This is a genomic window from Actinomadura sp. GTD37 (assembly GCF_041951365.1).
Taxonomy (GTDB): Bacteria; Actinomycetota; Actinomycetes; order Streptosporangiales; family Streptosporangiaceae; genus Spirillospora.
The window spans coordinates 2,535,471-2,562,298 of record NZ_JBGNUS010000001.1; the positions used below are offsets into that span (position 1 = coordinate 2,535,471).

The following is a 26,828-nucleotide window of genomic DNA, read 5'->3' on the forward strand; positions in this document are numbered from 1 at the left end:
CCGGCCCACGACGCCGCAGAGAAGGGGGTTCACATGGAAACCGAACGCCACAACGGGGCCCGGGACCTGTGCGGGCCGGTGCGGGCCCGCGTCGACACCGAACTGGCCGACTTCCTCGACGGCCGGCTGCGCGGCACGGCCGGCGACGCCACGGCGCCGCTGTTCCGGCTGGTGCGCGAGTTCGTGCTGCACGGCGGCAAGCGACTGCGGCCGCTGCTGTGCTACTGGGGCTGGCGCGCCGCCGGCGGAGCGGACTGCGCCGAGATCATCAAGGCCGCGGCGGCGCTGGAGATCTTCCATGCCTTCTGCCTCATCCACGATGACGTCATGGACGGCAGCGAGCTGCGCCGCGGCCGTCCCACCCTGCACCGCGCCGTCGCCGACCGGCACACCGCCCACCACTGGCGGGGGGACTCCCGGCGGTTCGGCGTCGCCACCGCGATCCTCCTCGGCGACCTGTGCATGACCTGGGCGGACGAGCTGCTGTTCACGAGCGGGGTGGCCGCCGGGCGCATCGCGGCGGCGCGCCCCTACTACCACCGGATGCGCGCCGAGGTCTGCTACGGCCAGCACCTGGACATCATCGAACAGGCGCACGGCCCCACCACGGCCGAACGCTCCATGCGGGTGCTGCTCTACAAGTCCGCCAAGTACACCGTGGAACGCCCCCTCCAAGTGGGCGGCGCGCTGGCCGGGACGTCGCCGGCGGTGCTGGCGGCCTACTCCAGGTTCGGGGTGGCAGTAGGCGAGGCGTTCCAGCTCCGCGACGACGTCCTGGGCGCGTTCGGCGACCCCCGCGTGACCGGGAAACCGAACCTCGACGACTTCCGCGACGGCAAACCCACCGTCCTGATCGCCCACTCGATCGAGCACGCCACCCCCGCGCAGCGCCGCCTCATCGAGACCCTGCACGGCGAACCGCACCTCGATGAACACGGCGCCGACCGGATCCGCGAGGTCCTGGTCGATACCGGGGCACTGGCCGCGGTCGAGGGAATGATCGCGGAACGCGAGGACCGGGCCCTCGACGTCCTGGCCACCGCACCGATCACCGAACCCGCCCGTCAGGCCCTGACCCAGCTCATCACGGCCGCCACCCAGCGCACCACCTGAACATCGGCGTCCCTGCCGAAAGGCGGAGATCAGGCCGGTCCCAGCAACCGGTCGACCAGCCCGGCGATGTAGTCCGGGGTGAGCGGGCCCGCGCCGAACAGGACGCGGATGTACATCGGGGCCATGACGTGGTCGAGCACGCCCATGACGTCGGGTGGACGCTCGCCGCGTTCGGCGGCGCGGTCGAGCATGGCCTGCACGAACCGGGTGCGTTCGGCGAGAAAGTCGTCCCGCGCCCGCAGACCCCGTTCGCCCCTGTTCGACAGGGCGACGGTCAGGCGCAGCACCGCCAGGCCGTCTGGCCCGGTGATCTCGCGCGCCACCTGGGCCGCGTAGGCGTGCAGGTCACCGGCCAGGCTTCCGGTGTCGGGCATCGGCGACTGCGCGTTCAGGCGCGTGAGCGCCACGTCGGTGAGCAGGGCCTCCAGGGTGCCCCACCGGCGGTAGACGCTGGTATCGGCCACGCCCGCGCGGGCCGCGACGTCGCCGACCGTGAACGCGCCGTAGCCGCGCTCGCCGACCAGGTCCGTGACGGCCTGGTGGACCGCCGCCCGGACGCGGGCACTGCGCCCGCCGGGCCGCCGGACCGGCCCCCGCTCCTCCATGCCCCCACCTTAGCGCAGCTCGCAGTTGCGTTTACGGGCCTCGCTGTCTAGAGTCCTAAAGCCGTAACAAACTGCTTTAGGGGGATGGATGACGTCTGCATCGCCGGTGGCCGTGCCGAACCGGGCGGCGTTGCTCACGGTGACCTGCCTGGGGCAGTTCATGGTGCTGCTCGACAACACGATCGTCGGCGCGGCACTGCCCGACATGCAGGAGCGGCTGCATACCCAGTTGACCGGGCTGCAATGGATCGTGGACGCCTATGTGCTGCTGGTCGCCATGCTGCTGCTGTCCGGCGGCGTCTTCGCCGACCGCTTCGGCCGCAAGAGAGTGTTCCTGGCCGGCGTCGTGGTGTTCACCGCCGCGTCCGTCCTGTGCTCCGCCGCGCCCTCGATCGGCTGGCTGATCGCCGGACGGGTGCTGCAGGGCATCGGGGCCGCGGCGCTCAGCCCCGCCTCGCTGGCCCTGCTCGCCGCCGCGTACCCGGTTCCGCAGGAGCGGATCAGGGCGATCGGGCTGTGGGCCGGACTCAGCGGAATCGGCCTGGCCGCCGGACCGGTGGCCGGCGGCGTTCTGGTGGAGGCGTTCGGCTGGCCCGCCATCTTCCTGGTCAACGTGCCCGTCGGCGCGGTCCTGCTGCTGGCCGGTCTGCGCGTGCTGGGCGAGTCCCGCAATCCGAACGCGCCGGCGATCGACGTCCCGGGAACGGTCCTGTCCGTCCTGGGCGTGGGGGTGCTCACCTACGGGCTGATCGAGGGCGGCGCCCGCGGCTGGACCTCGCCCGTGATCCTGAGCAGCTTCGCCGCCGCGGCCGTGATCATCGCGGTCTTCGTGGTCGTCGAAGGGCGGGTTCCGGCGCCGATGCTGCCCTTGCGGCTCTTCCGGCAGCAACTGTTCACCGTCTCCAACGCGGCGATGGTCGTGGTCGGCTTCGCGCTCATGGGCTCGTCGTTCTTCTTCTCCCAGTTCTTCGTCTACGTCCAGGGCAGCTCGATCCTGCGAGCCGGGGTGCAGACCTTGCCCGCCACGCTCGCGATGGTCGTCGTCAGCCCGTTCGCGGGCCGGTTGGCCGCGCGGCACGGCTTCCGGATCATGGTCACGATCGGCCTGACGCTGGCCGGGCTCGGACTGCTGGCCCTGGGCTTCGTGCACGCCGACACCGGCTACCCGAACGTGTGGTGGCGGCTGGCCCTCACCGGTATCGGCTTCGCCCTGACCATGTCCCCGCTGACCGGCGCCGCCATCCAGTCGGTCAGCCCGCAGGAGGGCGGCCTGGCGTCGGGCGTCAGCAGCACCACCCGGCAGATCGGCGCGGTCCTCGGCGTGGCGGTGCTCGGAGCCGTCGTCCGCACCCGGGAGTCCGGTGGCGCCTCCTTCGAGGAGGGGCTCGACAGCGCCTTCGCCGTGGCCGGCGTCGTCACCTTGGCCACAGCCGTCTTCACGGGCTTGTGGCTGGTCAGAAGCACCGAGTCGTCACGAACGGCGAGCCCGGCCGCCCGCGTCCATGAGAACACCATGAGTCGCTGACGCGGCCGGGGACGCCACGCGGGATGCCGCGGCACCTACGGAGCCGACTGGGACGGCCGAGTAGACCGCCCCGCACGTGCCGCGGCCCGATGGCGAGTCCTCGGGACCCGACGACCATCGAGCCCCGAGGACGACCCTCCTGACGAGGTTGCCGGTGGTCCGCGCCTCGGGCCGCACTTCTACAGCTGTTATGGGAGTTGCAGTGGGAAGGCCGCCGCTCGGGCGTAGAGCTTGTAGAGCTTGAACGGCCCCGCGAAGGACAGCCCGCAGGCGTTGTCGAGCACGCTGGTCGCGTTCCGGTTGCTCAGCGTCGTGCCGCGCGCCCCCGGATGGTCGATCTGCCCGCCCATGAACACCGCCATCTTGGCGAGCATGTGGTCGCGCTGGCCGGTCGTCATCGCCTGCCAGGAATGGCAGGTCATCGCGGCGAGCATCGCGTCGTCGAGTTCGCTGGTCCCGGGGTGGTGGGGGTCGCCGGCGGACGCCGTCCTGGCGGCGGCAGGGGCGGTGGGCTTGGGTGTCGTGAACCAGGGGCACGGGCCGCCGGGCTTCAGGTTGGCCATGCAGTTGAGCAGTTCGAGTTCGTTGCCCAGGTTGCCGAACCCGAAGCTGAGGAAGGGAGCCTTGCCGTTCAGGCAGTCCGGCAGGTTACCGGGCGAGGTGGTGACGGAGCCGTTGGCATACCAGCAGTTGCCGGTGTTGCCGGGGAAGGCGTCCCACCAGAAGTCCAGGCCGTTGCCGGTCATCTTGTTGCCGTAGAACTGGTTGCGGTGCGAGGTGGACAGCTTCAGCGGGTCGCAGCCCGTCAGGGGCTGGTCGCCGCAGACGAACGCGTCGGGGACGGCGAAGAGCATGGCCCCGCGCCGCACGTTGTCGCGGAACTTGTTGTTCCGGACGACGTTGTCGTCCCCGCCGGCGATCCACATCCCGGTCCCCACCGGGACCGGCACGGTCGGGACCACGTCGCTGTCCGCCAGGTACGGGTTGAAGTTGTTGGAGAAGAAGTCGTTGTTCTCGACGAGGTCGCCCTGCTGCGGGAAACCGGGATGCCCGGCGGCGGTGAACACGTCGGTGGTGAAGCCGAGGCCGTTGTCGTAGAAGTTGTTGTGGTGCACCCAGGTGGCGCTGCCGTCGGTGCCCGAGTAGCCGCTGGTGTTGTGGTGCGAGTCGCAGTAGCGGATCTGCTGGCTGTACCGCGCGGTCGGGTAGACCTTCTCGTCTCGTCCGGCCGCGGTCTTCGCACCCGACCCGGGATACAGCCCGGAGTCGCCGTTGCCGGCCGCCTCGCAGTTCTGGATCACGCCGTGGTCCTCGACGAAGGTGAGCACGCCGTACTCGCCCGCGTAGAAGGTCTTGAAGCTGTCCAGCAGGTACCCGTTGGTCTCCAGGACGTAGACGGCGTGCTCGTCCGCGTGCCGGACGGTCAGATTCCGCAGCACGAAGCCGTCGGCCCGGTCGGCGCGGATGCCCACGTCCTTCACCGAGTTGCGCGGGCCGCCGTTGCCGGACGACGGGTCGCCGGCGTCCACGACCACGTCGTCGGCGCTCACGCCCGACCCTTCGAGCTGGAGGTTGCAGCGCACGCACGCGCCCCGGTTGGGGATGCCGTGCCGGTCGACGCGCGGCGGGTCCGGGTCCTGGCCGCCGCCGGGGGCCCGGCCGAGCACGGCGATCAGGTTGGCGTCGTTCTGGCAGGTGTACTCGCCGAGGTAGGAGTACGCGCCCGTGCTCAGCTTGTACTGGTCGCACGCGGGATCGTGGGTCGGCTTCTGGCGCGCCGTCGGCTCGGTGTAGACCCCCGGCAGCACCACGACCCGGTCGTTGTTCCGCGAATCGGTCACCGCGGGCTGGATCTCGCTGTACCGGCACCGGTCGAACAACGCCCGGTTGGTCCGCTTCAGGTCGCGCGCCGCAGCGGCGCCGAGCTTCCGGTGGTCGTGCGGGCGGACGTTGTAGCCCGACTTCAGCGCCCGCTTGATCGAGGCGTCCAGCCGTTCCAGCGAATCCGGCCGGCACACCACCCGCGTCGTGCTCCCCGGGACGGTCTGGACGGCCGACGCCAGGCTCCGCGGTGTCGGCACCGTCCCGCCCGCGCACGGGCTGACGGAGCAGTCCGGACCGGGAGACGGCCAGTACGACGGCCGCTCGATGTGCGCCTGCGCCGCCTGCACCAGGCCGAGGACCAGCAAGGCCGCGGCCGCAATGGGCACCCAAAACCTCCGGAGAAACCGCGGGCTCATCCGGTACTCCCTCGCTCAGCACTTCGCCGTCATCCCCGAAGGCCAACTCGGTCCCCATAGAACCACGATCACCAAATCCGAGGAAGTCTCACAACCAGGCCGATATCGGCCTTCGCCCCCCGCCCCTAAGCACGCGGTGGCCCGGCGGCCGGGCCCCGGCGGCCCAAGGCCCGCCGCACCCACGCGTGCGTTGACCTGCGGCGTGTTGTTGCTATGGCAAGGCCGATAACAACAACACGCCGCAACTCAACGCAGGGACGACCGGCCGACGTTCGACTAGTCGGCGTTGCCGAGGATGCTCCGGGCCTGCACGCGGAAGTCTTTTACTGCCTGGTAGAGCTGCCGCTCTCGTGCGGATGCGGTGGCCGAGTGTTGAGGTCTGTCCGTTGCGTCTGCTGCGTGAGCGTTTCGCACCATGCGCTGCATGACGTCGGACAGCTCGCTCGACGCCTGGGCGATTCGGTCGGCTGCCTCGACGATGGAGGGAGGGCCTTCGAGGATGACCACTTCCGCGGCGCGGTGAACCTCACGGGCGCGGGCGATGAAGCGCCGCACCGTCTCGTCCAGGGCGGGCAGGTCGGGTGGATCCGCGTGCACCGCGTTGAGGATCTCGTCCATCACGATGTCGCGGTCGTGGAGAGCGCCGAGGTAGGCGGCATAAGCGTCGCGCCGATGTTGACGGCGCCACTGGACGTGCTGTGTTTGTGCCTGTGCCCTGGCATTCACCAGAGCTGCGCCGAGAGTGGTGAGGGAGCCGACGACGGCACCGAGCAAGGCGGCAATTCCTGCGTCCACGGTCGCATTATGGCGTCACGAGGCAGAAGCCCCGTGACGCTCAAGTACTGGGCGGCGGCGCGACCCCTGCGCGGGACCGGCGGGCGTGGAGCCTTGCGCGGTCCGGCGGGAAACCGGCGCAAGAGACGTCCTCGCTGGTTAGAGCGGGCGGCATCGGCTCGCCCCCCGGCCGTCGTCCTGGCTGCGACTGCCCCCCGTTCCGGGGTGCTGGTTCGCTCGTACGGCGTGAAGGTGTGACAGGCAGAATCGCGCGATTGAGTGCGCGGGCCCGCGGAGGACAGGGGCGGCGCAGGCCCTTGGTTCGAGCTCGTTCTACCGGGTCGGTCTTATACCTCGCTGCGGACAAGGGCTTGGGCGACGATGACCCGGTCACCGTTGAAGGTGAGGGACGGGGCGCCGTGCAACTCGTACCCGAGATCGAGCGCTTCGCTGACCCGCCAGCAGAAGGAAGCGTCGTCGGGGCCAGTGAGAACGCGGTATCGGGGGAGTTGCCGATCGTCAGCCATCCGGCGATCCTACGGTGGCCTGTATGACGGCGGCGCGGCCAGGCGACCGCCGGTTGCGGCGGGGCAATCTGGAGCTGCGCGATGCGCGGCCGACCGGTGACCGGCGCCCACGCCGCACCTGGCTCCCCACCGTGGCGGGGACATCATCGCCCGCAAGGAAAAGGGCCCGCAGATGGAAGCGCCAGAGCGTCACTGAGCGTCTGACATATGTGACCGAGCGCGACTCTCCTCTTCCGTCCCCACCCGATCCGGCTCCCGACAGCGATGATGCCGCACGACCGGCTCCCGAGCCGGTAGCCCCGGTGCCGCAGGTGAGCGCCCCGACCCCGGCCGAGCTGGCTGCGCTTCCCGCCGATCGGCGGCTTGAACTACTCGAACTGCAGCGGCAGCGCCGTGACCGCGATCGCGATCGCGCGGACGCGGCAGACGACCGGCGGCGCCAGAGCATGCACCAGTGGATCAACAGCGGGGTACTGCTCATCGGAGCCGTGCTCGCGGGCGGCAGCCTGCTGGCCACCGCCGCGACATTGCGCACAGGCCAAGACGAACTGAACACCGCCAAAGAAGGGCAGGTCACCGACCGCTATACCAAGGCAACCGAACAACTTGCCTCCAGCAAACGAGAAGTCCGCACCGCCGCCGTCTACGCATTGGAACGCATCGCCGCCGACTCCCACCGCGACCGCCCGACGATCCGCGACGTCCTGGCCGCCTATGTCCGCGAACACGACCCCGCCCCCACCATCAAATCCGCCGACCTGCCCGCAGGCCCCGACACCGACGTCGCCGCCGCCCTCAGCGTCCTCACTCGCTGTCCCCCGGGACGATCCGCATCCCTCCGCAACCCGCGTGCAGCGGACTTCTCCCTCGACCTGCACGAGATCCGCGTCCCCGGCACCCGGTTCCCGGTCAACGCCGACCTGTCCAACACGGATCTGTTCGCCGCGGTCCTGCCTTCCTCGGATCTGTCCTACGCGGACCTTTCCCGTGCGTCCATGGTCATGGCGGACGTATCAGGCTCGGACCTGAGTAACGCGAACCTGACCCGCGCATACCTGACCGAGGCGAAAATGCCCAGCGCGAGACTGAGGAACGCGAACCTGAACGGCGCGACCCTGCGGAACGCGAAGCTGAACGGCGCAGACCTCACCGGCGCGGATCTGTCCGGCGCGGACCTGTCCGGGGCGAACCTTTCCGGCGCCACCCTGATCGGCGCGAAGGGAACGACCGAGGCCGAGATCCGGCGTTACGCCAAGGTCGACGGCGACACCACCTTCGAGTAGCACCACCAACCGTGGACCGTCCCGACGATCTGGAGGTTCAGATCGTTGGACCTCAGCCGCGCCCTCCAGCGCCCGGACGTATCCGCCGTAACCGGACGTGTCGGTGGCCGCGGCCTTGCCGAGCCGCACCACCGCCCTGTCCCAGCCGTCCTGGCCGGGCTCCAGGTGGCGGCCAGCACGGCGCGGCCGCGGGCGCCGGAACAGCGCCCGCGGCCGGTATCGGCACTGCGGCGAGCATGCGGCACATGCCGACCCTTCTGCGTCCCGACCGGCTCCTGCCCACCGATCCCGGCGTGCGGGCCCTGGCGCGGCGGCTCTACGAGACCGTCCGGGACCTGCCGATCTTGTTACCGCACGGCCACGTCGACGCGCGGCTGCTGGTCGAGGACGAGCCGTTCGGCGCATCCGCACCACAGGCCAGGGCGGGGCCGCGGCCGGCCTTCGGCCGGAACTCCCATCCGGTGTTCGCGGGGGCCCGCCCGGCCCGGGTGCGGTTTGGGGACTACTGGGTGGCGTACTTCGCGACGGCGTCGCTCGCCACGTGGTTGTGCCGCCAGGACGGCAGGTGCTCGTAGATAAGCTCCCCGAACGCTGGTGCGAGCGGCTGGTCGACCCAACCCCGGAGGATCTCCGAGCCGACGGCAAGCCAGTTGACGGGGATCGCGCTGGCCTGAACGAGGCGCATGACCGCCGTGTCGTGCGTCTCCTTGGTGGTCGCCGCAGAGGCGTCGACGACGATGTAGACCTCGTAGCCGCGGTCGAGAGCGGTCAAGCCGGTCAGGGCGAGGCAGACGTCGGTCTGGATGCCCGCCACGCGGCTGGTGTCAGTCAGCCGGCCTCCCGCGCGTCGCCACGAGCGTGAGGATGTCGCTCACGTCCTCGACGGCCATCTCGATGCGGCCGTAGACGCGTGGGGTGAGGAGCGTGGTGCCGTCGAAGTCGCCGGAGGATGCGAAGACGGCGACCGGGAGGGTCATCGATTGGAAGAACCCGAACAACGGGCGAAGGGCGTGTTCCAGGACCAGCGCGTGGTGATCCCCGCCGCCGGTGGCGGCGAGGAAGACCGGCTTGTTCGCGAGTGCGTACTGGTCGACCAGGTCGAAGAAGTGCTTGAACAGGCCGGTGTACGAGCCGCGGAACACCGGGGTGGCGGCTATGAGCAGGTCGGCTTCCTCGGCGCGGCGGAGCGCGTCCTCGATCTCGGGGGCGATGCCCTCCCTCTCGAGGGCTCCGGTGAAGGCGGGGCCGAGCCGGTAGACGTCGATCCGGGTGTGCTCGACCGCGACGTCGTGGACGGCGAGCACGCTGGTGAGTGTCTGCAGCACGACGCCGACCAGTCCGACGGTCTTGGACTTCTCGCTCGGGCTGCCGTTGACGACCACCACCCGCAGTGTCCGCGCCTCCCCCTGGGAGGGGGCGCCGCCGATGGGAGCCCGCTGGTCGCTCACGGTGGTAGTCACGCCGCCTGCTCCTTCCGGGAGCCGACCTCGCGGCGTACGACGGGGGCGACCTCGGTGCCGAGCAGTTCGATCGCCTTGAGGACGTCCTCCTGCGGCATCCCGCCGAAGCCGATCTGGATCAGGGCGCGGTCCAGGCCGTAGAGCTCGTGGTAGGCCAGCAGCTTCTCGACGACCTCCTGCGGGCTGCCGACGACGAGTCCGGCGTTGGGGGAGGTCTGGGCTTCGAAGGCGGCCCGCGGCATCGCGAACCCACGGCCACGCTGATGGTTGTTGGCCATCATGCCCGCCGCGAAGTAGGGGTACATCGTGTCGCGGGCGCCCTGGCTCGTCCGCCCGACGTAGCCGTGGAGGTTGATGCTGGTGCGCAGCGTGGCGGGGTCGTGCCCGGCCTGCTGCGCGGCTTCTCGGTACAGGTCGACGGTCTGCCGGTGGTTCGTGATCGGCCCGAGCAGCAGCGCCATGGCCATGGGGAGGCCGAGTCGGCCGGTGCTGATGGCGGAGGCGGGGCTTCCTCCGACGCCGACCCAGATCGGCAGCTCCTCCTGCATCGCGCGGGGACCCACGTCGGCGGCGTCCAGCGCGGGGCGGAACCGTCCGTTCCAGGTGACCGGGTTCTGCGCGCGGATCCGCAGCAGCAGGTCGAGTTTCTCGCGGTACAGGTCGGAGTAGTCGGCCAGGTCGTAGCCGAAGAGGGGGAAGGACTCGGTGTAGGAGCCGCGGCCGGCGATGATCTCGGCCCGGCCTCCGGAGAACTGGTCGAGTGTGGCGAACTGTTCCCAGACCCGCACCGGGTCGTCGGAGCTGAGCACGGTGACCGCGCTGGTCAGCCTGATGTTCGTGGTGGCCTGGGCGGCCGCGGCCAGGACGACGGAGGGGGCCGAGCCGACGAAGTCGGTGCGGTGGTGCTCGCCGACGCCGAACAGGTCGAGCCCGACCTCGTCGGCGAGCCGCGCCTGCTCGATGGTCTCCTGGGCGCGCCGGCGCGCGGAGGGAAGCGTGCCGGTTTCCGGGTCGGCGGTGATCTCGGCGAACGTCATGAAGCCGATCTCGAAGGGGGATCGCTCGCCGGTGACGGTGGTGGGCAACGTGCTCTCCTTACGGTCTTGTGCGGACGCCGTTCGGTGTCCCGACTACAGTAAGCTGCCTGCGCAGGCAGATATTCCATCGAGTGCACTGCCTGCGCAGACAGATACGCCTCCGGCGATGAGGACGGCGGTAGCGGTACGCTTCGGAAGTGGCGACTCCACCTCTGAGCGACCTTGAGAACGAGGCCTGGCAGGGCTTCCTTTATGCCCACGACCGCATCTGGCGTGAGATCGAGTCAGGGATCGCGCCGCTGGGCGTGAGCATGGCCGAGTACAGCGTCCTGTCCCTGCTCGGCCGAGCCGGTCGCTCCGGCATGCGGATGTCCGAGCTGGCCAGGGACCGGCTGATGTCGACCGGTGGTTTCACCCGGCTCGCCGACCGGCTGGAGCGCCGCGGGCTCATCGAACGTCAGCGTGCGGCCGGGGACGGGCGCGGCTACGTCGCCGTCCTGACACCCGACGGGCGCAACCTCCTGCGCAAGGCATGGAAGCAGCAGCATGCCGACCTGCGCAGACTCTTCCTCGACCGTCTCGACGACGACGACCTGCGCGACCTCACACGGATCTGGTCACGCCTCGGCCCGGAGAGCGACGAGAGGACGAGCCTGCGGTGACCGCACCCCTCTCGTTGTGCTCCCGTCCAAGGACCATGAGGATTCGGCGGCGTTCTGTGACACGGGCCCGCCCGGCGGTGGAACCGACGAGCACGGTGACCACCGCCGAACGCGTCAAGGCATCGGCTTGCGGTCCCACTCCTGGGCGTCGTCGTACGGGTAGGGGCCCGCGGTCGGCTTCGTGCTGGGAGAACCGCTGCCCCGACAGCCGTCTGGTCGGGAACCGGGCGCGGATGCCGCCTGTGCCCGGTGTGGCGTTCAGCCGGCCTCGATTCGGGTGCCGGCAGTTCCGGACAGGAGCGCGGGGGCGTCGGTTAGCGCGCCGAGGGCGGCGACGATCCTCATCACCGACCCGCCAGCCGGTCGGTGAGCAGTGCGTACAGGACGGCCTGGGTGGCGGGCAGGCGGTTGGCGGCTTGGCGGAAGGCCAGCGAGCGTCCGCCGTCGAGGACGTCGGCGGTGACCTCCTGGCCGCGGTGTGCGGGCAGGCAGTGCATGAAGACAGCGTCGTCGCGGGCGTAGTCCATGCGGTGCTCGTTCACCTGGTAGGGGGCGAGCGCCTTCATGCGGCGTCCGCGCTCTTGTTCCGGGTCGCCCATGGACATCCAGACGTCGGTGTAGACCACGCTGGCGCCCTTGACCGCCTCGGCGACGTCGTGGGTGACCAGCACGCTGCCGCCGCGCCGTTCGGCCTCGGTGGTCGCGAACGCCAGGGCCTCCTCGGCGGGCGAGTATCCGGGTGGGACCGCTAGGGCGATGTCCATTCCGGCGAGTGCGGCGGCCTCCATGAGGCTGCGGGCGACGTTGCCGGGATCGCCGAGGTAGGCGATGCGGTGGCCGAGCAGGTGGCCGAAGTGTTCGCTGATGGTGAGCAGGTCGGCGACGGCCTGCAGGGGGTGGTGGCCGTCGGTGAGCGCGTTGATCACCGGGACGGGTGCGGCGGCGGCCAGGTCGGCGACGTCGGCGTCGGCGAAGGTGCGGATGACGATCGCGGCGGCGTAGGAGCCCATCACGCGGGCGGTGTCGGCGATGGTCTCGCCGCGGCGGAGCTGGAGCTCGTCGGGCCCGACGGTGACGGGTGTGCCGCCGAGCCGGGTGACCGCGGCCGCGGTCGACAGCCGGGTGCGGGTGGACGGTTCGGCGAAGTACATCGGGACGATCTGGTGGGTGAGCAGGGAGGGGGCGGTGCCGGGGGTGCCCTGGGAGTCGGCGGCCAGTTCCAGCAGGAGGGTCAGGTCGTCGCCGGTCAGGTCGGTGATGCGGAGCAGGTCTTTCATCGGTGTCATCTCTTTCACGCGGTCGCTTGGTCGTCGGCCGGGTCGCGTTGCAGGGGGCAGCTCATGCAGCGGGGGCCGCCGCGGCCGCGGCCGAGTTCGCCGCCGGGGATGGTGATGACCTCGATTCCGTGGCGGCGGAGCATGGTGTTGGTGGTGACGTTGCGTTCGTAGGCGACGACGACGCCGGGTTCGAGGGCCAGTACGTTGTCGCCGTCGTCCCATTGCTCGCGTTCGGCGGCGCGCACGTCCTGCTCGGCGGCCAGCACGTGCACGCGGGGCAGGCCGAGGGCGCGAGCGATCGCCGGGAACAGCGCCTCGTTCTGGTGCACGAGGACCTCCCTGCCTTGGTCTTGGCCGGGCGTAAGGGTGTAGGACCGCAGTGCCGGCAGCCCGGGATAGGCGGTGAAGGCGTCCCGGTCGACCATGGTCATGACGGTGTCCAGGTGCATGAACGCGCGGCGGCGCGGTAGCTCGGCGGCGATGACCCGCTGCGCGGCGCCGGCGGTGAACAGCCGCTGGGCGAGCAGTTCGATGGCCTGCGGGGTGGTGCGCTCGGTCATCCCGATCAGGACCAGTCTGTCGCCGAGGACGTGGACGTCGCCGCCTTCCAGTGATGGCAGGGCGAAGTCGGTGCCGGGATACCAGACCGGGAACTGCGTTCCGGTGAACATCGGGTGGTGCCGGTAGATCGCGGCCAGGTGGACGGTTTCGCGGCGCCGTGCGGGTTTGGCCATCGGGTGCAGTGTCACGCCGCCGTGGATCCACGCCGACGGGTCGCGGGTGAACAGGTGGTTGGGCAGTGGCGGCAGGACGAAGTCGCCGTCGTCCATGGAGGTCAGTAGCAGGCTGTGCGCGGACAGCCCGAGCTCGGCCTTGGTGAGGCCGCCGATCAGGTGGCGGGTCAGGGTCTGGGGCTCCATGTCGTCCAGTACGGAGCGGACGGGGCCGGCGAGGGTCGGCCCGAGCGCGGTCTCGGACGCGGTGTGGTCGAGGATCTGGGCGCGGGCCTGGTCGATCTTGACGGTTTCGGCGAGCAGGTCGGCGAGGTAGTGCACCTGGACGCCGCGTTCGCGGAGGGTGTCGGCGAACACGTCGTGTTCCTGGCGGGCGCGTTTGGCCCACAGCACCTCGTCGAAGAGCAGGTCGTCCTTGTTGGCCGGGGTGAGGCGGAGCAGTTCCAGGTCGGGGCGGTGCAGCAGCACCTGCCGCAGCCGCCCGACCTCGGAGGAGACGGCGAACACGAAGGCAGTCCTTTCAGGCGGCGTGGACGGGCGGCTCGGGCTGGTCGGGCAGGCCGAGCGGCGGCGGGCCGTACTCTTCGGCCTCCTCCACCGCCTCCTCGACCTCGGCCTCCACCTCCTGGACGTGCGTGCTATGGGCGCGGTACTTCAGCCAGGCGTAGACGGGCATCCCGGCGAAGATCAGCAGTGTGCCCTTGTAGACGACCTCGTAGCCGGCCCCGGCGATCGCCCAGGTCGAGTAGCCGAAGGCCAGCAGCGCGATGACGGCGTCGCGGGTGAGGCGTCGGCTGGAGAAGGCGGTGCGGTCGGTGGCCAGCAGCACCAGGTCGGCGAGAGATGCGTAGGCGTAGGGGATGACGGTGGTGAGGGTGGCCAGCAGGATGATGAAGGTGAACTGGTCGACCAGGCTCGCGTTGTAGTTCATCAGCATCAGCCCGGTCACCAGCACGCTGGACACCACCAGCCCGACGATCGGGGTGCCGCCGCGCCCGGTCCGGGCGAACACGCGCGGGAACAGCCCGTCGCGGGCGGCGGCCAGCGGGACCTGGCCCTGCAGCAGGATCCAGCCGTTCAGCGCACCGAACGCACTGATCGCGGCGCCGGCGGCGACCAGGTCGGCGGCCCAGCCGCCGAACGCGGCGTCGGCGGCGTCGGCGAACGGCGCAGTCGAGGTCGCCAGCGCGGCCGCCGGGACCAGGCCCAGCACCGCGACGGTGCCCAGGATGTAGATCAGCGCGGTGACCGCGGTCCCGGCGACGGTGGCGCGCGGAATGGTCTTCTGCGGGTCGGCGACGTCCTCGGCGGGCACGGTCGCGGACTCCAGCCCGATGAACGACCACAGCGTCAGCGCCGCCGCGGCGGTCACCGCGCCGAACGCGCTGCCGCCGCTGGCGTTGAACTCGCCGAAGTTGCCGGACTTGACAAAGAACAGCCCGCCCACCGCGATCATCAGCAGCGGCACCAGTTTGATGACGGTGGTGGCGACCTGGACGGCGCCGGCCTCCCGGACGCCGTAGGCGTTGACCCCGGTCAGCAGCCAGATCGCAGCCAGGCCCACTCCCGCGGCCAGGATCTTGTCGTCGCCCAGCGCCGGCCAGAAGTGCGCGAGGTAACCGACGAACGCCACCGCGATCGCCGCATTGCCCGCCCACACCGCGATCCAGTACCCCCACGCGGTCTGGAACCCGACGAAATCACCGAACGCCCGCCGCGCGTAGGCGTACGGGCCACCGGTACGCGGGTAGGCCCGCGCCAGCCGCGCGAACACCAGCGCCAGCAGGACCGCGCCGGCCGCGGTGAACCCCCACGCGACCAGGCTGATCGGCCCATACTCCGCCAGCGAGCTGGGCAGCAGGAACACCCCCGACCCGATCATGTTGCCCACCACCAGGGCCGTGGCCATCCACAACCCCAACTTCCGCCGGACAGGTTTCTCGCTCATGAGTCCCTCCTTCGGTGCGGCGGAGTGCCGCGGTCGCAGCCGGTCATCAGGTCTGTCCTCGCAGGGGGCGGGCCGCTGCGCGGGTCCGGCTGGTCACCAGGTACGACAGGGCGGCCTCCTGCCGTGTGACGGTCCTTGGGTCGGAGATCAGGCCGAGATGCCCGGCGTTGTACTCGGTGATGGTGGAGCCGGCCCGTTGAGCCATCTTCCGCTCGGCGGCGGGCGGGATGATCTTGTCGTTGGTGCCGATGAGGTACCACGACGGGATCGTCCGCCAGGCCGGGGTTGCGGACGGCTCGTTGAGCGCGCCGATGGTGGCCGGTCGCTGGTGGCGGCCAGCAGGGCCTTGTCCTGCGGGTTCAGGCCGGTGGCGAACGAGGCGAAGACGGTCGCCCTCTTCAGGTACAGGTCGGTCGCCGGGGTGGGCGGGAGAGTGTTGGGAACGAAGTCGAACACGGTGGTGGGGTCGGGGGCCGACAGCGCCGAGTCGGGGCCCGCGAGCGCCGTGGGGGTCTCGCCCTGGTCCGGTGCGAAGGCGTTGACGTAGACCAGTGCCTTGATGTCGGGGTTTCCGGTGGCCGCGTTGGTGATCACCGCGCCGCCGTAGGAGTGCCCGACCAGCACGATGGGGCCGGTGAGGGTCTCCAGACGGGTCCGCACGTAGGCGGCGTCGCCCGACAGCGAGCGGAGCGGATTGGCGATCGCCGCCACCGTGTACCCGCCCCGCTGGAGCCGGGTGATGACCTTGCTCCAGCTTGAGGCGTCCGCCCAGGCCCCGTGCACCAGCACGATCGTGGGCCTGGGGGTCCCCGGCCCGCCTTCCTGCGCGTGGACGGTGCTCGCCGGGCTGAGACTCCCCAGTACCAGGGCGACCGCGGCCAGGAGGATCGCGGCGACGGCGGGCCGTCTGCCGGTAGGGAGCAATGCGGGGGGACCGGGTCTGGTCATGGTCCTGCCCTGTTCTGTGCGAGGGACGGTTCCGACGGCGGACAGGTGCGAAACGGTTCGTGGTGATGACTCGGATGACGCGGATGACTCGTCCGTCCACGCCGTGGCCGCTGGTGCAGTCGGGGCCGAGCGGGTGATGGGCGACTGATCTGTAAGACCGGGCATCGGCCCGCCCTGTGACACCCGGCCGCCGCGCAAAGGGGGTCGACGCCGCCGCTCACCGCCGGACCCGCGACCCCGGGGACCGCCCATGACGGGACGGGACGCCAGCGAGGTGTCACATCTTCACCGGCTGTCCGGTCGTGCTGTACGCGGGTTTCAAACGAGACGAACGGAGGGTCCCTCGTGAGCGAGTTCCCCGCCCATCCAGGTGCCGGCCGGCGGCAGGACGCGCCGGAGCGGCCGAACGTGGGGAACTGGGCGATACCGCCGAGGACCGGGGCGGGTCTCGCGGGCCAGATCCATGACGCCGTCGTCGATCTGCCATGGTTCCTGGCCGCACCGCTGTTACGGTGCTGGCACCTGAACCGGGGGCCACTCCGGGAGAGGCGGCCCGGGAGATGCGCGGCGACGGCCTGCTCTCCCGGGCCCAGCACCGCGCCACCCGTGCGATCACCATCGACGCCGCCCCGGACGAGGTGCGGCCGTGGCTGGTCCAGGTCGGGTACCGGAGGGCCGGCTGGTACGCCGGCGACCTTGACGACTTCCCCCGTCCCAACGTCCGGCGGATCGTCCCCGAACTGCAGGACCTCCGGGTGGGCCAGTGGCCGTCCACGGTCCCGAGGCCCACCGAGCCGACGCCGTTCCGGGGCGACGGCTTAGCCGAGCCGTCCTGGCTCTTGTGGCGCATGCCGAACCGCACGTGGGCCCGGTGCCTGACCCCGCTGCCCGGCGGGAGCACCAGGCTGGTCACCCGGATGAAGGCGCGCAATGAGTGGCCGCGGCCGTCGGCGCTGATGACGGTAGTGCCCATGGAGTTCGCCGAACCCGGATCTCCCCCATACCCGTACCGACGACCTTTGTTGACGTCGCCTTGAAACGAAGCAGTGACTGGAGGGACCAGTGACGACCAACGACGGCACCGGCGCAGACCGCGCCGGACGGCCCTTGCCCGCGCGGGCGCGGCCATGACCGAGTCGACCCTGCACTGGGAGGAGGAGGCGTCGTGCCGTTCGCTCGATTCCGACCTGTTCTTCCCGGTGGCCGGGGAGACCGTGTACACGACACGGATCGCGGCGATCCGCCAGATCTGCGCCTCCTGCCCCGCCGCGAACCTCTGCCTGGAATGGGCCCTGGCCACGGGTGAGCCGGACGGCATCTGGGCCGGCACCACCCCGGGCGAGCGCCGCCGCCTCCGGGCGGCCCGGAGGACCCCCCGTCCCGCAGCCGATCCCGCTCAACCTCCCACTCGGAAGGCCGATGCCGCATGACCCGTCTACCCGAAGAGGAAATGGTCCGCGTCCCCGGCGGCACCCTCATCACCGAGACACCGGAGGAGGGCAGGGCGCTGGCCATCACCCTGGCCCGCCGCACCGTACACAACATCCAGCCGGATCTGGAGACCCTGCGGGCGGGGCGGCCCGGCTACGACGGCGACGCGCTCGGGCTGATCGCCGCGGCGCAGGTGGTCGCGATCGAGTTCGCCACCATCGCCGCCGCCAATCACTACTGGCGTTGACAGGGCCTCAGCGAAGCCACCGAACGAGAGAGCCATGGCAGACGGACCTTCGTCCACGTGCCGGCGCGCTCACGGCACGGGGCGGCAGCGCTCGCCGCGGTGCCGGTCGCGCCGGGACGGTCACGTTCCGCTCGGCGGACCGCCCTGGCGGACGGGACGCCGAGCGGGGCGATCAGGAAATGCACGGCCGGAGCGGCCTGGAGGAGGAGTTCGACGTGATTCATCGACATGTGCGCCTGGCTGCCTACGGGTACCGCCGGATCCACGTCGTGCTGACCCGGTTCCGGTGAGCAGGTCGCGCCGGAACCGGCGCTTGTGGCGGCGCTGCTGCACCGGTTGCCTTCCGGCGCGCGGCGGCGGATGCGGCTGCTGGTGCGGCCGGACACGGTGCTGCGCTGGCACCGGGACCTGATCGCGGGTCCGGCATGCCGCCGGGTCCAGACCCGAGCGAGCCGGGCCGACCGCCCACCGTTCGCTCCATCCGGCTGCTGGTACTGCGACTGGTGCGGGATGGCATGTTCCCTGAGCTGTTCGACGCCGTTCTGGCCGATGTCGGCGTTCGGACGGTGCTGACCGGGGTGCGGATGCCGAGGATGAACGCGGTGATGGAGCGGAGGGTGCGGACCTGCCCCCGCGAGTTCCTCGACCGCATCTTGATCTGGAACCAGAGGCACCTGCTCCCACGGCTCCGGCGTTCTCGCGTTATGGGCCGTAATGTCCGGTTGTGAGGCCAGGGTGGCGAGGCAGCGGTGGGCGTCTTGGAGGTGTCTGCGGTTGGCCTGGGCGATGTTGGTCCAGCCGCAGAGTTTCAGGATCGAGATGGCGAGGTTGCGCAGGGCCGCCATGATGGCGGGTCCGCTGCCGGTGCGTACTTGTGAGGCGTCTTCGCGGTAGGTGACGTCGCGGATATGGTGCAGGGCCTCGATCTGCCGGTGCTGGCGGATCCAGGTTGCGAGTTCGCCGGGTGTGGCCTGGTGGGGGTGCAGGCTGGTGATCGCGTAGACGGTCACGGTGTTCCAGCGTCCACCGTGGCGGGGCCGCGTTTTGCGGGTGATCTGGATCGCTTGGGCGGCGTGCGGGAACAGCAGCCCCTGCCCGTCGGCCGTGACCTTGATCGAGCGGCGTTCGGTGCGGCCGTGCCCGTGACGGTCCTGGGTGTGCCCGATCGGGATCTGCCGCCACGGCAGCCGCTTGAGCTGGTGGTACAGCGACGGCTGGTTCTTCTTCACCACGAGGATGAAGTGGGCGTTTTTGTCCTGGACCAGGAAGCGGGCGTGTTCGCGCTGTGTGTGCAGCGCGTCGGCGGTGACGACGGTGCCGGTCAGGTTCAGGGGCCGCAGCAGCGGTTCGAACGCCGCCAGTTCGCTGGTCTTGCCGTCGATCTCGATCTGGGCCACCACGGTGGCGTGCCGGCCGGTGCAGGCGGCGAGCGGGTGTCGGGCCCGGCCGGAGGCGGTGTGATGGCGGGTGCCGCGCAGCGCTTTGCCGTCCACCTGGATCGACCGGCGGCGCGGCCTACGCGGCGATGGCCCCGCCGCGGCCTGCCCGGTGTCGGCCTGCACCTGGGTCAGGCTGGTCAGCCACGCGCCGGTCGCCGCGGTGAACGCGGTCGCGTCCAGCACGTCCCGGATGGTCGCCTCGTCCGGCGCCTGGTGCGCGCGGGACAACGGGTCGTACCGGACGCCCAGGGCCGACTGTGCATCGGCCGGAGCGTCGGCGACCCACTCGCCGATCGCTGCGAACGAGGTCGCACCGGTCAGCGCCGCTGCGACGGCCACGGCCAGCAGTGAGCACAGCGAGTGCCGCACTCCACGTGGGTCCCGAGGGTCTGGAACCCATGCCAGATGGGCCATGAGCTGCGGAACTTTCCCCGCCAGCACCTCACGGTCAGCGGCCGGCAACCCGGCCAGGTCGCCAAGGACGGCAAGATCAGCGATGATGAACAGGCAGGCACGGTCTTCTCTTGTGATCACGAGGCGTAGACAACTTCATGATCGCGGAGGCCGTGCCTGCACGCATCTCCGGGCCCTCAACCCGGCTGATCGAACCGGACAATCAGGCCGTCACTTCCACTACGCCGGAGCCCTGGCCCCAGGATGGCCTCAGGTTGGTTGGCCCCAGGCATGATCACCGGCGGGCTGTCGAAGCCATGTTTGTGCTGGTCAGGGGTGGTGGGTCGCGTGGGACTCGAACCCACAACCCACGGATTTAAAAGTTGCTACGTAAAGGGCGTGAGTGGTTTTGGTTGATGTCGATAAGACCAATACGGTCATCGCCGAACCCTGAATCGTCGAATGCTGTCATGGTGGGCCAGTGATTCGTGTGTGAAGCTTGATGCTCTCTTGCGTTCTTAATGTTAAGAACGCGCTGACGTCAATGTCACGCGGGTGGTTTACTGCAAATATGGCCGGATGTTGTCCTCCCAGGGAGGGGTGTGGGTAAATGATCCTTTGCCTGTTCCCTTCTAGGGTGCCCGAAGTGAGTTGATCTAGCTTCAAGGGTGCAAGATCACTTCGGCGCTCTGTTCGATTTCACAGGCCGAGCAGGCGTCCTTTCGCGAAGGGACAGCATGAAGACCCCCCACCTTCCCCGAGCCGTCACCCTCACCGCCACCGCCGCCATGGCCACCGCAGCGATGCTTACCGCGCCGGCGCAGGCCTCAACCAGCAACACGCGAGACGTGCAGCGGCAGGTCGACCAAGTCGTGGCCGAGCACCCTGGTGCCCGGCAAACGGCACCGGGAACGATCATCTTCGGCGACGGTGCCGTCCTGACCATCCCCACCGCCGGCGCCGCCGCGGGCGTGTGCAGCTCGGGCTGGTACTGCTTCTTCGAAACCACCAGCTACGGTGGCCGCAAACTCAGCTTCCACGACTGCGGCGCCGCCGGCCTGTGGCAGTACCTCACCGATTACGGCTTCGGCGACGCCGCCTCCTCCTGGCAGAACTACTCCACCAACACGGTGCTGGTCTACGACCAGGCCACCCAGCCGCCGGCCACCTTGTGGACCGAGAACCCGGGTGCTGAATCGACCGGCGTCGGTGGCGCCGACAACAAGGCCGACGCGTTCGAGACGTTCTGCGGATGACGCCGATGAGACGACGTCGGTTTCCCCTTCTGGTCGCAGCAATCGCTGCTGCGCTGTCGGTGACCCTGACCGCCTTCACACCCAGCCCGCACAACCCGGCGAACATCCCAGCGACCAGCACCCCCACCACGGCCGACTCGCTGACGGCCCGCCGGGATCCGAACGACCCGGCTAAAGTCAAGGGCTACCTGGAACGACTCCAGCGTGGCGACACTGTCAGGCAGGAAGACTGTGGTGCCATCCGCTTCAAAGGTCGCGAGGCGCGCCTGTGCCTGAGAACGATCGATCCGAAGAAGGCAGCGAAGGCCCCCGCAACGGTCCAGCGCAGAGCTGCTGACCCGACCCCGCCGCAAGCGCTGTGTTCCAGCAAGCCGGGGCAGACCAACTACGACCGATTCCATGCCTGCTACGAAACCGTCAGGCAGATCGAGATCCTTCAGGACGGTACTGTCACGGTCCATGGACAGGTCCGGACGGACGTGTGGGCGACACTCAGCGCAAGCAACCGAACGTGGCTGATGCAGGTCGGCATAACGCCGCTGTGGCTTTCGCCTGAACTTGTACAGGTGGGCCCCGGCTACATCGCCTCGCTCACCTGCGCAACAAACCAATGCACGATACCGGATCCTGTTCGGAAGAAAATCGCCCCAAGCGTGTACACCTACTACGAGATGCCGACTTCGATTCCCCCCGTGACCGGTGTGAGCATCCAATACTCCAACCCGCAGATCAAACTGGCTCTGAGTGTGGACGACGGAGCCGTTCTCACCCCGGCCTCGCCGGCCAACGATCCGTTTAACGTGCGCTGTGACAAGGAGAGTTATATCGGCGGAGAAGGCTGCGTTTTCTACATGGGCAACGCCGCCGCCGCAACCTTCTACATGGACTACAACGTCGCGGACACGAAATACGGAGACTACCGAGAGGTGGTCAAGCACAACCTGTACGCAATCAGGGTGCGCGATAACCTCAAGCACTACGGAGACATTCAGTACGGCAACCCTCTGCACCGCGCCGACCCCATCACCCACGACCAGAACCGCGCCACGATCTGCACGACCGCATACCAGCAGAAAGCGTCATCGCTCGGGCTGTCATGCGACGAGTACCCGTACGCCTCCAGCGAGGAGGGCGGAACCCAGAACCCACGGTTCTCGTGCGCGTTCCTCCCCCTTACGGAGAACACCGCGCACGGCAATGCCCTGAACAACAGACTGTTCCGCGAGAACCGCATCCTGCCGGCACTCAACGAGGGCGGTACATACATCCAGGGCGACCCGTACTGGGTGTGGGTCACCAACGCCCCAGCCGATAGCCAGATCCCGACGACGAAACAATGCTCCCAGTACTGATCTGAGTGCCCCGCCTGACAGCGGTCAGGGTGTCGTCTCCGAACGGTACCCTGGCCGCTGCTTCCTGCTGCCTAGCAAGAGGAGTGTGAGCTGCATGTCCTTCATTTACGGCGATGCGGTCGCCGTCACCCTTTCTCCCGCGCAGGCCAACACGATCTCCCTGGCCCTGGACTCGGGCATCACCACCGAACCGCAGTGGGGTGACCCGCGCGGGATCGCTGAGGACTCTCTTGCCGTCAAGAGCGTCCTCGGCTGGCATGACCTTGACGGGCAAGAGGTACGGGTGGAACTCACTATCCGGCAGTGGGACGTGGTTGTTGCCGAGCTTGATAAGGATGCCTTGACCAGGCTGCAGACCGGGGACGAAGACGAAGCAACCGAACGTATACAGGCCCGTGACACTGTGCTCACCCAAGTCGGTCACGACCTGCCTGCACATTCTGGGCAGCCCACCACCGTGCAGCAGCACCTGGAGCCCGGCAAAGCCGGCTACTACACGTTGTTCCAGCCGCCCCGCGGAGGCTGGCGCACTGGATTCACCTACGGGCGTCCTGACGCCACCATCGGGCTACCGATCCGCGCCGCCGTGCCTGGCCGGGGCTTGTCCATCGCCACCGGCACTCCCGCCGTGGACGTGACGATGCAAATCCGGGCCGACGCCCCAGAGACCGACCTCACACCATGGGCATACGTCGGAGAGATCAGCCAGCAGTGGATCAGCCACCCCTACCCAGAACTGATCCTCGCCGTCCCCGACCAGGAAGGGACAGTGCTGCCGGAGCTGTCCACCCAGGTATGGCCGAACGTGGTGTACCGGGTACGGCTGAGCGTGCGCAGCTCCGGCAACGCCGAGGAAGAACACAGGGTGCAGCTGTGGCCGGGGCACGCGGCGCCATCCGTCGAACTCAAACGCCCTTCATCGCCACCGACGGATTAACAAAGTACCTGGCCGACCCAGCCCGCCCGCGCCCGAGCAAAGCAATACTCCGGCATTTCGGCCTCGTCTACGGCTTCTGCAACCGCGACGCCGAACACTCCTTCGGCTGACGCTCTGCCCGACAGGCATCCAACGCCCTCCGGGGCCCTAGCTAGTACGGCAGTCCGAGCTGCCGCCATGGTAGAGGTTTGGGCCATCCGCGGTCTTCTCGATGAGTTGATGGGCTTGATGGCCGGGTGTTTCCGCAGGTGGGGACCCCGCGTTCAGGCCCGCAAGTACGTGCGTGCGTTGATGGGCGACCTGCCGCGCAAGAACTGCTGGGCCATCGCCGAGCATGCCGGGGACGCCACGCCCGGCAAGATGCAGCACCTGCTGAACGCCGCCAAATGGGACACCATGGCCGCGATGGCGGCCGTCCGGACGCTGGTGTGCCGGCGGTCCTCGCTCGGCACCTTGCCGCCCGCGGTCGCCGTCTCTTCCTGGGGCAGGTCCTTGGAGCCGGCGAACATGGTGAGGACGAATGCGATGGCGACGCCGCAGCCGATGAGTTGGAGCGTGAAGTTCCCGATGTTCACGGTGGAGGTGATGGTCAGCGCGCCGGGTATGACCATACTGTCGGCCGCGGACTTGCCCGCGGCGGCGATCGCGGCGCCCGCCGCGCCGCCGATGCACCCGTAGACGAAGGGGCGCTTCAGCCGCAGTGTGACCCGTAGATCGCGGGTTCGGTGATGCCGGCCAGGAACGCCGAGACCGTCGCCGGACCGCTGATCCGCTTGAGGTCTTGGTTGCGGGTCTTGAAGAACACGGCCGCCGCCGCTCCGCCCTGGGCTAGGACCGCGGCGAACAGCGGGCCCAGCAGCAGTGAGTGCCCTTGGGTGCCGATGTCCTGGATCATCACCGGGACGAAGCCGCTGGCGCAAGGACTCCGCCTCAGCGCCGGCCTCCAGTGCGCGGCCGTCCGCACGCTTCGACATGTCGAGCCCCGCGAACCAGCGCAAGCTCGACGTCGTCGAGGACATCGCCGAGCAGGCCGGGATGAGCTTGATCGAGATGGCGATCACCTTCGTCATCAACCACCCCGCCATCACCAGCGCGATCGTCGGACCCCGCACCATGGAGCAGCTCGAATCGTACCTGCCTGCCGCCGACATCGCGCTGCCCGACGACGTCCTCGACAGGGTCGACCAGATCGTCGCCCCCGGCGTCACCATCAACCCCGACGACAACAGCTACGGCGCACACGAACTCACACCAGCCGCCGACCGCGTCCTTCAGCTCATCGGATGCGGTCGGCGATAGAAGGAACGTCTGAAGCTCGCCCAAGTCCACGGAGCGGGCAGGGAGGCCATGCCCTATCGCGCTTCCATCCACAGCCAGCGGTTGCGGACTCGCCATGAGGAGCTGGAAGAAACGCTCGGCGACATTCAGCGCACGGCCGGTGCCCATGTCCTCGGCCGTCCCGGTGAGACGCTGGTCGTGGTTCTTGCGGCTGGTCATGACGCCCCCGAAGGTCGTGACGATTCCCTCTCTGCCAGGCTGGTGTGACACAAGGGACGAATGAGTTGTAGCCAGCATGAGCAGGGAGAGACGGGTCTTCTTCACAATGACGTTGAGCATGACCGACCTGACCGGCACGGCCGGGCATGATGACCAGGTGGGTACTTCCTCCAGCGGCTCGGGCTCGGGCCGACCGAAGCGGCGGACCTTCACCGCCGAGTACAAACTTGCGATTCTGGAGGAGTACGACGAGGCCGACGCCCAGAGCAGGGGCGCGTTGCTGCGCCGGGAGCGGCTGCTCACCTCGCACATCTCCGAATGGCGGAAGGCCCGCAAGGGCGGGGCCCTGAAAGCGCTGGAGCCCAAGACCCGCAAGCCGGCCCGCAGCCAGGCCGAGATCGAGAACGACAAGCTCCGCAAGGAGAAGGTGGCCACCGAACTCGACCGAGCCGGTGTCCGCGCTTGAGTCAACTCCGGCGGCGGACACCGGCTCTTCGCTGCATGCAAACTCCCGGTCGTGTGGCCGCAGGTCCCTGCCCGGGCGGCGTTTCTCGTGGTGCGAGCCCGCCGTGGCCGTTCGGGGTGCTGACGACGATGGGCGGCTGCCCTCCCGCGTGATCGACGACACGGCGCCGACACACGAGCGAACATCGAGCGAACACGGGGATGAACCCGGGCATGTCGGGCGCAATTTTTGGATCTTGGTGACGGCAAAACCGCAGGTCAGGGGGTGGCGCGCCCGGCAGGATTCGAACCCGCGACCGTCGGATTAGAAGTCCGACCCGCAACCCGAGAGCCAACCTGTGACCAGAATCTACGCCGCTACCTGCACAAACACGGAACCCCACAAGATTCTTTCCATCGCATGTAGTTCGTATAGCGCAGGATTCTCTAAGAACAGGCCCGTCCGAGAACAGGCCCAAGTCTAGACCGGTCACAGCTCTCGCACCCCCGAGGGAGCATCCCCATGCCCGACGCAGAAATCATCCCCCTCCAGCCCCGCCGTCCCGGCCGCAAACCCGGCCACCGCCGCACCCCCGCACGCACCGCACCCCACGGGCTCTCTTTCACCCAAGCCGTCGAATCGTGGGAGCTCGCCCTCAACTCCCGCGGCCGCGCCGCCGGGACCATCCGCTCCTACCGCGACACCATCCGCGCCTTCACCCACTGGCTCAGCAACCGCGACCGCTGCATCTGCGCCGGCGACCCCATCGAACCCTGCCCCGTCCGCCCGGGCGGCCCGCCCACCGGGGACGTCCCCACCGTGGAGCTGGTCGACGTCGAAGACGTCCGCCTCTTCCTCGCACATGAACGACTGCGCACCTCTGCAGGGAACGCCGAAAAGCAGTTCCGCAACCTGCGAGCACTGTTCCGATGGCTGGTCAAGCAGGGCCACGTCGACGCGCCCGGCCCCGTCGACAACGACGACAAGCCGCACACCTCCCGGCGCGAGTTCCCGCCCTTCACCGAAGCCGAGATCGGCAAGCTGCTCAAGACCTGCAAGCACGGAAGCACCTTCGAAGACCTCCGCGACCACGCGATCATGCGGCTCCTGCTCGACATAGGGCCCCGCGTAGGCGGCATCGCCGGCGTCCGCTACATCCCCGACGACCCTGACACCCACGACCTCAAGCTCGGCCAGTACCGCATCCGGATCCGCCTCAAGGGCGGCGACGAGTACATCGCCCCAGTTGGCAAGAAGGCCGCGTCCGCGATCGACAAGTACATCCGCCGCGGCCGCGCCCACCACCCCGACGCCGACGAGCCATGGCTGTGGCTCGGCCGGTGGGGGCAGTTCAAAGAATCGGGGATCCAGCAGATGCTCAAGCGCCGCGGCCGGCAGGCCCAGGTAGACGACGTGCATCCGCACCGGTTCCGCCGGACGGCCGCCACGGACTGCCTGGAGGCGGGCATGAGCGAGACCGACGTCATGCTCAACTTCGGGTGGAAGCGCCCGGAGATGGTCCGCCGGTACACCGAGGCGACGGCGAAGGAGCGGGCCCGCCGTAATCACCAGCGGCAGGCTCCGGCCGACCGATACTAGGGATGAGGGTGGCGCCCCGGGCAGGATTCGAACCCGCGACCGTCTGATTAGAAGTCAGGTGCTCTATCCGACTGAGCTACCGGGGCCAGGCTTCGTCGC

28 protein-coding genes, 1 tRNA gene and 1 pseudogene are annotated in these 26,828 nt (G+C 69.3%); 16 read left to right on the plus strand and 14 right to left on the minus strand.

The window, feature by feature from the left end; genetic code table 11:
- Positions 1-33: 33 nt before the first annotated feature.
- Entirely contained in the window at positions 34-1,113 is a 1,080-nt protein-coding gene (locus ACA511_RS12140; protein ID WP_375024243.1) for a polyprenyl synthetase family protein, read from the plus strand.
- Positions 1,114-1,142: 29 nt separating this feature from the next.
- Here the strand turns inward: ACA511_RS12140 and ACA511_RS12145 are convergent, their stop codons facing one another.
- The gene (locus ACA511_RS12145) at positions 1,143-1,718 is read right to left on the minus strand and encodes a TetR/AcrR family transcriptional regulator (RefSeq protein WP_375024244.1); all 576 of its coding nucleotides are present in this window, start codon (positions 1,716-1,718) and stop codon (positions 1,143-1,145) included.
- 88 nt (positions 1,719-1,806) lie between these two features.
- Here ACA511_RS12145 and ACA511_RS12150 point away from each other — a divergent pair, with 88 nt between their 5' ends.
- Complete coding sequence (locus ACA511_RS12150; RefSeq protein WP_375024245.1) at positions 1,807-3,243, plus strand: MFS transporter; 1,437 nt, start codon at positions 1,807-1,809, stop codon at positions 3,241-3,243.
- Positions 3,244-3,431: 188 nt separating this feature from the next.
- Here the strand turns inward: ACA511_RS12150 and ACA511_RS12155 are convergent, their stop codons facing one another.
- The 3 genes from ACA511_RS12155 to ACA511_RS12165 all read right to left on the minus strand — a co-directional run bounded on the left by ACA511_RS12155 (position 3,432) and on the right by ACA511_RS12165 (position 6,784).
- Positions 3,432-5,453 carry a right-handed parallel beta-helix repeat-containing protein gene (locus ACA511_RS12155; RefSeq protein ID WP_375024246.1) on the minus strand — a complete coding sequence of 674 codons (2,022 nt, stop codon included), beginning with the start codon at positions 5,451-5,453 and terminating at the stop codon, positions 3,432-3,434.
- Between the two features lie 306 nt (positions 5,454-5,759).
- Positions 5,760-6,278 carry a hypothetical protein gene (locus tag ACA511_RS12160; RefSeq protein WP_375024247.1) on the minus strand — a complete coding sequence of 173 codons (519 nt, stop codon included), beginning with the start codon at positions 6,276-6,278 and terminating at the stop codon, positions 5,760-5,762.
- A gap of 326 nt (positions 6,279-6,604) precedes the next feature.
- Positions 6,605-6,784 carry a DUF1737 domain-containing protein gene (locus ACA511_RS12165; protein ID WP_375024248.1) on the minus strand — a complete coding sequence of 60 codons (180 nt, stop codon included), beginning with the start codon at positions 6,782-6,784 and terminating at the stop codon, positions 6,605-6,607.
- Positions 6,785-7,095: 311 nt separating this feature from the next.
- Here ACA511_RS12165 and ACA511_RS12170 point away from each other — a divergent pair, with 311 nt between their 5' ends.
- A complete protein-coding gene (locus ACA511_RS12170) occupies positions 7,096-8,067 on the plus strand; it encodes a pentapeptide repeat-containing protein (protein WP_375024249.1) in 972 nt (323 codons plus the stop codon).
- Between the two features lie 245 nt (positions 8,068-8,312).
- Positions 8,313-8,642 carry a hypothetical protein gene (locus ACA511_RS12175; protein ID WP_375024250.1) on the plus strand — a complete coding sequence of 110 codons (330 nt, stop codon included), beginning with the start codon at positions 8,313-8,315 and terminating at the stop codon, positions 8,640-8,642.
- Here ACA511_RS12175 and ACA511_RS12180 read toward each other — a convergent pair.
- The 3 genes from ACA511_RS12180 to ACA511_RS12190 are packed head-to-tail and all read right to left on the minus strand — an operon-like array spanning position 8,570 to position 10,612.
- Entirely contained in the window at positions 8,570-8,881 is a 312-nt protein-coding gene (locus ACA511_RS12180; protein WP_375024251.1) for an isochorismatase family protein, read from the minus strand. The genes ACA511_RS12175 and ACA511_RS12180 overlap by 73 nt on opposite strands.
- Before the next feature lie 10 nt (positions 8,882-8,891).
- Entirely contained in the window at positions 8,892-9,527 is a 636-nt protein-coding gene (locus ACA511_RS12185; protein WP_375024252.1) for an NAD(P)H-dependent oxidoreductase, read from the minus strand.
- The gene (locus ACA511_RS12190; RefSeq protein WP_375024253.1) at positions 9,524-10,612 is read right to left on the minus strand and encodes an LLM class flavin-dependent oxidoreductase; all 1,089 of its coding nucleotides are present in this window, start codon (positions 10,610-10,612) and stop codon (positions 9,524-9,526) included. Before ACA511_RS12190 ends, ACA511_RS12185 begins: the two co-directional genes overlap by 4 nt.
- Before the next feature lie 149 nt (positions 10,613-10,761).
- Here ACA511_RS12190 and ACA511_RS12195 point away from each other — a divergent pair, with 149 nt between their 5' ends.
- Complete coding sequence (locus ACA511_RS12195) at positions 10,762-11,226, plus strand: MarR family winged helix-turn-helix transcriptional regulator (RefSeq protein WP_375024254.1); 465 nt, start codon at positions 10,762-10,764, stop codon at positions 11,224-11,226.
- A gap of 344 nt (positions 11,227-11,570) precedes the next feature.
- Here the strand turns inward: ACA511_RS12195 and argF are convergent, their stop codons facing one another.
- The 4 genes from argF to ACA511_RS12215 all read right to left on the minus strand — a co-directional run bounded on the left by argF (position 11,571) and on the right by ACA511_RS12215 (position 16,133).
- Positions 11,571-12,503 (minus strand): ornithine carbamoyltransferase, encoded by a 933-nt coding sequence (gene argF, locus ACA511_RS12200; protein WP_375024255.1) that lies wholly within the window; start codon positions 12,501-12,503, stop codon positions 11,571-11,573.
- 14 nt (positions 12,504-12,517) lie between these two features.
- Positions 12,518-13,744: an arginine deiminase gene (locus tag ACA511_RS12205; RefSeq protein ID WP_375024256.1), complete on the minus strand. Its 1,227-nt coding sequence runs from the start codon at positions 13,742-13,744 to the stop codon at positions 12,518-12,520.
- Between the two features lie 13 nt (positions 13,745-13,757).
- Positions 13,758-15,185: an amino acid permease gene (locus ACA511_RS12210; RefSeq protein ID WP_375024257.1), complete on the minus strand. Its 1,428-nt coding sequence runs from the start codon at positions 15,183-15,185 to the stop codon at positions 13,758-13,760.
- A 147-nt stretch (positions 15,186-15,332) separates the two neighbouring features.
- Positions 15,333-16,133, minus strand: coding sequence for an alpha/beta fold hydrolase (locus tag ACA511_RS12215; RefSeq protein WP_375024258.1), 801 nt, complete (start codon positions 16,131-16,133; stop codon positions 15,333-15,335).
- Between the two features lie 560 nt (positions 16,134-16,693).
- Here ACA511_RS12215 and ACA511_RS12220 point away from each other — a divergent pair.
- The 3 genes from ACA511_RS12220 (at position 16,694) to ACA511_RS12230 (ending at position 17,811) form a co-directional block, all read left to right on the plus strand.
- Positions 16,694-17,170: a hypothetical protein gene (locus ACA511_RS12220; RefSeq protein WP_375024259.1), complete on the plus strand. Its 477-nt coding sequence runs from the start codon at positions 16,694-16,696 to the stop codon at positions 17,168-17,170.
- Between the two features lie 90 nt (positions 17,171-17,260).
- Complete coding sequence (locus tag ACA511_RS12225) at positions 17,261-17,563, plus strand: WhiB family transcriptional regulator (protein WP_375024260.1); 303 nt, start codon at positions 17,261-17,263, stop codon at positions 17,561-17,563.
- Complete coding sequence (locus tag ACA511_RS12230) at positions 17,560-17,811, plus strand: hexameric tyrosine-coordinated heme protein (RefSeq protein ID WP_375024261.1); 252 nt, start codon at positions 17,560-17,562, stop codon at positions 17,809-17,811. The genes ACA511_RS12225 and ACA511_RS12230 overlap by 4 nt, the downstream gene beginning before the upstream one ends.
- On the opposite strand, the gene ACA511_RS12235 is transcribed toward ACA511_RS12230, so the two are convergent.
- The gene (locus ACA511_RS12235; RefSeq protein ID WP_375024262.1) at positions 17,799-19,784 is read right to left on the minus strand and encodes an ISAs1 family transposase; all 1,986 of its coding nucleotides are present in this window, start codon (positions 19,782-19,784) and stop codon (positions 17,799-17,801) included. The two genes, ACA511_RS12230 and ACA511_RS12235, sit on opposite strands and share 13 nt — an antisense overlap.
- A gap of 596 nt (positions 19,785-20,380) precedes the next feature.
- Between ACA511_RS12235 and ACA511_RS12240 the strand changes: the two genes are divergently transcribed.
- From ACA511_RS12240 to ACA511_RS12255, 4 genes and pseudogenes are all read left to right on the plus strand, one after another.
- A complete protein-coding gene (locus tag ACA511_RS12240) occupies positions 20,381-20,899 on the plus strand; it encodes a peptidase inhibitor family I36 protein (protein WP_375024263.1) in 519 nt (172 codons plus the stop codon).
- Positions 20,896-22,251 carry a NucA/NucB deoxyribonuclease domain-containing protein gene (locus ACA511_RS12245; RefSeq protein ID WP_375024264.1) on the plus strand — a complete coding sequence of 452 codons (1,356 nt, stop codon included), beginning with the start codon at positions 20,896-20,898 and terminating at the stop codon, positions 22,249-22,251. Before ACA511_RS12240 ends, ACA511_RS12245 begins: the two co-directional genes overlap by 4 nt.
- 94 nt (positions 22,252-22,345) lie before the next feature.
- Positions 22,346-23,188, plus strand: a complete 843-nt coding sequence (locus tag ACA511_RS12250; RefSeq protein ID WP_375024265.1) for a hypothetical protein — start codon at positions 22,346-22,348, stop codon at positions 23,186-23,188.
- Between the two features lie 219 nt (positions 23,189-23,407).
- Positions 23,408-23,581: pseudogene (locus ACA511_RS12255) on the plus strand (IS701 family transposase); the annotation flags it as partial.
- A gap of 298 nt (positions 23,582-23,879) precedes the next feature.
- Here the strand turns inward: ACA511_RS12255 and ACA511_RS12260 are convergent.
- A complete protein-coding gene (locus ACA511_RS12260; protein WP_375024266.1) occupies positions 23,880-24,083 on the minus strand; it encodes a hypothetical protein in 204 nt (67 codons plus the stop codon).
- Here ACA511_RS12260 and ACA511_RS12265 point away from each other — a divergent pair.
- The 4 genes from ACA511_RS12265 to ACA511_RS12280 all read left to right on the plus strand — a co-directional run bounded on the left by ACA511_RS12265 (position 24,050) and on the right by ACA511_RS12280 (position 26,729).
- Positions 24,050-24,487 carry an aldo/keto reductase gene (locus ACA511_RS12265; RefSeq protein WP_375024267.1) on the plus strand — a complete coding sequence of 146 codons (438 nt, stop codon included), beginning with the start codon at positions 24,050-24,052 and terminating at the stop codon, positions 24,485-24,487. The genes ACA511_RS12260 and ACA511_RS12265 overlap by 34 nt on opposite strands.
- Positions 24,488-24,535: 48 nt before the next feature.
- Positions 24,536-24,733, plus strand: coding sequence for a hypothetical protein (locus ACA511_RS12270; RefSeq protein WP_375024268.1), 198 nt, complete (start codon positions 24,536-24,538; stop codon positions 24,731-24,733).
- A gap of 70 nt (positions 24,734-24,803) precedes the next feature.
- On the plus strand, positions 24,804-25,151 hold the full coding sequence (locus ACA511_RS12275; protein ID WP_375024269.1) for a hypothetical protein: 348 nt from the start codon (positions 24,804-24,806) through the stop codon (positions 25,149-25,151).
- A gap of 501 nt (positions 25,152-25,652) precedes the next feature.
- Positions 25,653-26,729: a tyrosine-type recombinase/integrase gene (locus ACA511_RS12280; protein WP_375024270.1), complete on the plus strand. Its 1,077-nt coding sequence runs from the start codon at positions 25,653-25,655 to the stop codon at positions 26,727-26,729.
- Positions 26,730-26,738: 9 nt separating this feature from the next.
- Here the strand turns inward: ACA511_RS12280 and ACA511_RS12285 are convergent.
- A tRNA-Arg gene (locus tag ACA511_RS12285) sits at positions 26,739-26,815 on the minus strand.
- Positions 26,816-26,828: the final 13 nt, after the last annotated feature.

Excerpts from the sequence above, each read along its gene's own strand:
- ACA511_RS12140 (WP_375024243.1), top strand. The coding sequence starts at position 34 with ATGGAAACCGAACGCCACAACGGGGCCCGGGACCTGTGCGGGCCGGTG.
- ACA511_RS12145 (WP_375024244.1), bottom strand. The coding sequence starts at position 1,718 with ATGGAGGAGCGGGGGCCGGTCCGGCGGCCCGGCGGGCGCAGTGCCCGC.
- ACA511_RS12150 (WP_375024245.1), top strand. The coding sequence starts at position 1,807 with ATGACGTCTGCATCGCCGGTGGCCGTGCCGAACCGGGCGGCGTTGCTC.
- ACA511_RS12165 (WP_375024248.1), bottom strand. The coding sequence starts at position 6,784 with ATGGCTGACGATCGGCAACTCCCCCGATACCGCGTTCTCACTGGCCCC.
- ACA511_RS12175 (WP_375024250.1), top strand. The coding sequence starts at position 8,313 with ATGCCGACCCTTCTGCGTCCCGACCGGCTCCTGCCCACCGATCCCGGC.
- argF (WP_375024255.1), bottom strand. The coding sequence starts at position 12,503 with ATGAAAGACCTGCTCCGCATCACCGACCTGACCGGCGACGACCTGACC.
- ACA511_RS12210 (WP_375024257.1), bottom strand. The coding sequence starts at position 15,185 with ATGAGCGAGAAACCTGTCCGGCGGAAGTTGGGGTTGTGGATGGCCACG.
- ACA511_RS12215 (WP_375024258.1), bottom strand. The coding sequence starts at position 16,133 with ATGACCAGACCCGGTCCCCCCGCATTGCTCCCTACCGGCAGACGGCCC.
- ACA511_RS12220 (WP_375024259.1), top strand. The coding sequence starts at position 16,694 with ATGCGCGGCGACGGCCTGCTCTCCCGGGCCCAGCACCGCGCCACCCGT.
- ACA511_RS12225 (WP_375024260.1), top strand. The coding sequence starts at position 17,261 with ATGACCGAGTCGACCCTGCACTGGGAGGAGGAGGCGTCGTGCCGTTCG.
- ACA511_RS12230 (WP_375024261.1), top strand. The coding sequence starts at position 17,560 with ATGACCCGTCTACCCGAAGAGGAAATGGTCCGCGTCCCCGGCGGCACC.
- ACA511_RS12240 (WP_375024263.1), top strand. The coding sequence starts at position 20,381 with ATGAAGACCCCCCACCTTCCCCGAGCCGTCACCCTCACCGCCACCGCC.
- ACA511_RS12245 (WP_375024264.1), top strand. The coding sequence starts at position 20,896 with ATGACGCCGATGAGACGACGTCGGTTTCCCCTTCTGGTCGCAGCAATC.
- ACA511_RS12250 (WP_375024265.1), top strand. The coding sequence starts at position 22,346 with ATGTCCTTCATTTACGGCGATGCGGTCGCCGTCACCCTTTCTCCCGCG.
- ACA511_RS12260 (WP_375024266.1), bottom strand. The coding sequence starts at position 24,083 with ATGATCCAGGACATCGGCACCCAAGGGCACTCACTGCTGCTGGGCCCG.
- ACA511_RS12270 (WP_375024268.1), top strand. The coding sequence starts at position 24,536 with ATGCCCTATCGCGCTTCCATCCACAGCCAGCGGTTGCGGACTCGCCAT.
- ACA511_RS12275 (WP_375024269.1), top strand. The coding sequence starts at position 24,804 with ATGACCGACCTGACCGGCACGGCCGGGCATGATGACCAGGTGGGTACT.
- ACA511_RS12280 (WP_375024270.1), top strand. The coding sequence starts at position 25,653 with ATGCCCGACGCAGAAATCATCCCCCTCCAGCCCCGCCGTCCCGGCCGC.